This window comes from Pantoea leporis (genome assembly GCF_028048155.1).
Classification (GTDB): Bacteria; Pseudomonadota; Gammaproteobacteria; order Enterobacterales; family Enterobacteriaceae; genus Pantoea; species Pantoea leporis.
This window is the reverse complement of record NZ_JALMEU010000021.1, coordinates 1-2,557: the sequence shown is the minus strand read 5'-3', so window position 1 is coordinate 2,557 and position 2,557 is coordinate 1. Positions and strand designations below refer to the sequence as shown.

Here is a 2,557-nt window from a genome sequence, read left to right as displayed (position 1 = left end):
TGTGCTGTCGTCGGTGCTGCTGCCGCTGCTCAGGCTGCCGGTCACCGGGCCGACGTTATCCAGCGCGCTGTCGATGGTCGGGTAGCGATCGAGGTCCGGATCGATGGTCAGCTGGAAGCTGCTCCAGCCGTTCTGGCCGGCCTTCTGCACCTCAAAGGACCAGCTGCCTTTCGCCAGCCCGGACGGCGTCCACGACCACTTGCCGCCGCCGTCCACGCTTACCGTGGTGCTGGCGTAACTGCCGCTGCCAAGCTTATAGCGCAGCGTGATGGTGCTGTTCGCCGGGCCGCTGCCGCGCAGGGTTGGCGTGCTGTCGTCGGTGCTGCTGCCGCTGCTCAGGCTGCCAGTGTTCGGACCGAAGTCGTCCCAGGCACTGTCGATGGTGGCGTTGCGATCGGCGGTGGAGTCAATGGTTAGCTCATAGCTGCTCCACTGAGACTGCCCGCTTTTCTTCACCTCGAAGGTCCAGTCGCCGTCCGTCAGCGCCGGTGCGGTCCACGTCCAGTTGCCACTGCTGTCTACCTTGATCGTGCCCTCAAACAGGGTGGCCAGGTGGAAGTAGCGCAACAGAATGGTGCTGTTGGCCGGGCCGGTGCCGCGCAGGGTGGGGGTGGCGTCGTCGGTGATGCCGCCGTTGGCGATCAGGCCGGTATTCGCGCCAAAGTCATCCCAGGCGCTGTCGATAGTCGGCTTGCGATCCACGGTCGGGTCGATTGTCAGCTTATAGCTGCTCCAGCCGTTCTGGCCGGCCTTCTGCACCTCAAAGGTCCAGCTGCCGCTGGCCAGCGCATTCGGCGTCCACATCCAGTTGCCGCTGGCGTCCACGCTCACGCTGTCGTTGTTGTAGCCACCGCTGCCGAGCTTATAGCGCAGGGTGATGACGCTGTTGGCCGGGCCGGTACCGCGCAGGGTTGGCGTGGCGTCATCGGTGACGCCGCCGTTGGAAATAACGCCTTTGACGGCACCAAAATCATCATAGGCGCTGTCAATGGTCGCGTTGCGGTCCAGGGTCGGATCGATGGTCAGCTGGAAGCTGCTCCAGCCGTTCTGGCCGGCCTTCTGCACCTCAAAGGTCCAGCTGCCCTTCGCCAGTGTATTCGGCGTCCACGACCAGTTGCCCGCGTTGTCCACGCTCACCGTGGTGGAGGCGTAGCTGCCGGTGCCGAGCTTGTAGCGCAGCGTGATGGTGCTGTTGGCCGGGCCGGTGCCGCGCAGCGTCGGGGTGCTGTCGTCGGTGATCCCGCCGTTGGCAATGGTGCCGGTCACGGCGCCGAAGTCATCCCAGGCGCTGTTAATCACGGCATCGCGGTCCACGGTGGGATCGATGGTCAGCTGGAAGCTGCTCCAGCCGCTCTGGCCGCTCTTCTGCACCTCAAAGGTCCAGTTGCCTTTTGCCAGCGTATTTGGCGTCCATGACCAGGTGCCGTTTACGTCCACGCTCACCGTGGTAGAGGCATAGCTGCCGCCGTCCATTTTATAACGCAGCGTAATGGTGCCGCTGGCCGGGCCGCTGCCGCGCAGGGTCGGCGTGGTGTCGTCGGTGCTGCTGCCGCTGCTCAGGCTGCCGGTTACCGGGCCGACGTTGTCGAACGCGCTGTCGATGGTGGCATTGCGATCCAGGTTAGGATCGATGGTCAGCTGGAAGCTGCTCCAGCCGTTCTGGCCGTCCTTCTGCACCTCAAAGGTCCAGCTGCCTTTTGCCAGCGTATTTGGCGTCCATGACCAGTTGCCGCTGGCATCCACGCTCGCGCTGTCGATGGTGTAGCCACCGTTGCCGAGCTTGTAGCGCAGGGTGATAACGCTGTTGGCCGGGCCGGTACCGCGCAGGGTCGGCGTGGTGTCATCGGTGGTCGCGCCGCTGCTCAGGCTGCCGGTCACCGGGCCGACGTTGTCCAGCGCGCTGTCGATGGTCGGGTAGCGATCGAGGTCCGGATCGATGGTCAGCTGGAAGCTGCTCCAGCCGTTCTGGCCGGCCTTCTGCACCTCAAAGGTCCAGCTGCCTTTTGCCAGCCCGGACGGCGTCCACGACCAGTTACCTGCGTTGTCCACGCTCACCGTGGTGGAGGCGTAGCTGCCGGTGCCGAGCTTGTAGCGCAGCGTGATGGTGCCGTTGGACGGGCCGCTGCCGCGCAGGGTCGGGGTGGTGTCGTCGGTGCTGCTGCCGCTGCTCAGGCTGCCGGTTACCGGACCCGCGTTGTCGAACGCGCTGTCGATGCTGGCGTTGCGGTCCGCGTTGGAATCGATGGTCAGCTCGTAGCGGCTCCAGTTTTCCTGGCCGTCCTTCTTCACCTCAAAGGTCCAGTGTCCGTCCTCCAGATCTGGCGCGGTCCACGTCCAGTTCCCGCTGGCGTCCACTTTAACCATGATGCCGCCGCTGCGGTCGCCGTTGCTGTACTTCAGCGTGATGCTGCTGTTGGCCGGGCCGGTGCCGCGCAGCGTCGGGGTGCTGTCGTCGGTGGTCCCGCCGTTGGCAATGGTGCCGGTCACGGCGCCGAAGTCATCCCAGGCGCTGTTGATCACGGCATCGCGGTCCACGGTCGGATCGATGGTCAGCTGG

Annotated in this window: 1 protein-coding gene; it reads right to left on the bottom strand. The window is 65.2% G+C overall.

What is annotated here, in order from left to right:
• Positions 1–2,557: Ig-like domain-containing protein (locus tag MWH02_RS22995; protein ID WP_271461518.1), on the bottom strand; the 2,557-nt coding region annotated here is incomplete at both ends.